This window comes from Leucobacter musarum subsp. musarum (assembly GCF_001273845.1).
GTDB classification, from domain to species: Bacteria; Actinomycetota; Actinomycetes; order Actinomycetales; family Microbacteriaceae; genus Leucobacter; species Leucobacter musarum.
In genome coordinates this window covers 1-210 of sequence record NZ_JHBW01000046.1, presented here as the reverse complement: position 1 = coordinate 210, position 210 = coordinate 1, and the positions used below count along the sequence as shown (strand labels likewise).

Below are 210 nucleotides of genomic sequence, written 5' to 3'. Positions count from 1 at the left end.
CCCTGGGATTCGCCGAGATCGGGGTACGTCCGCGCTATTACCAGCCCGAGGGCGTCGACGCCGTCGTGATGAAGCTCGAGATGAAGGATCGCCGATGACGCAGGAACCGCTCGTGCTGGGCATCGAGACCAGCTGCGATGAGACCGGGGTCGGCATCGTGCGGGGGCGCACGCTGCTCGCCAACGCCATCGCCTCGTCGATGGATGAGCA

The 210-nt window shown here is 66.2% G+C and carries 1 pseudogene; it reads left to right on the top strand.

The window, feature by feature from the left end:
* Positions 1-94: 94 nt before the first annotated feature.
* Positions 95-210: pseudogene (locus CH42_RS16840) on the top strand (tRNA (adenosine(37)-N6)-threonylcarbamoyltransferase complex transferase subunit TsaD); the annotation flags it as partial.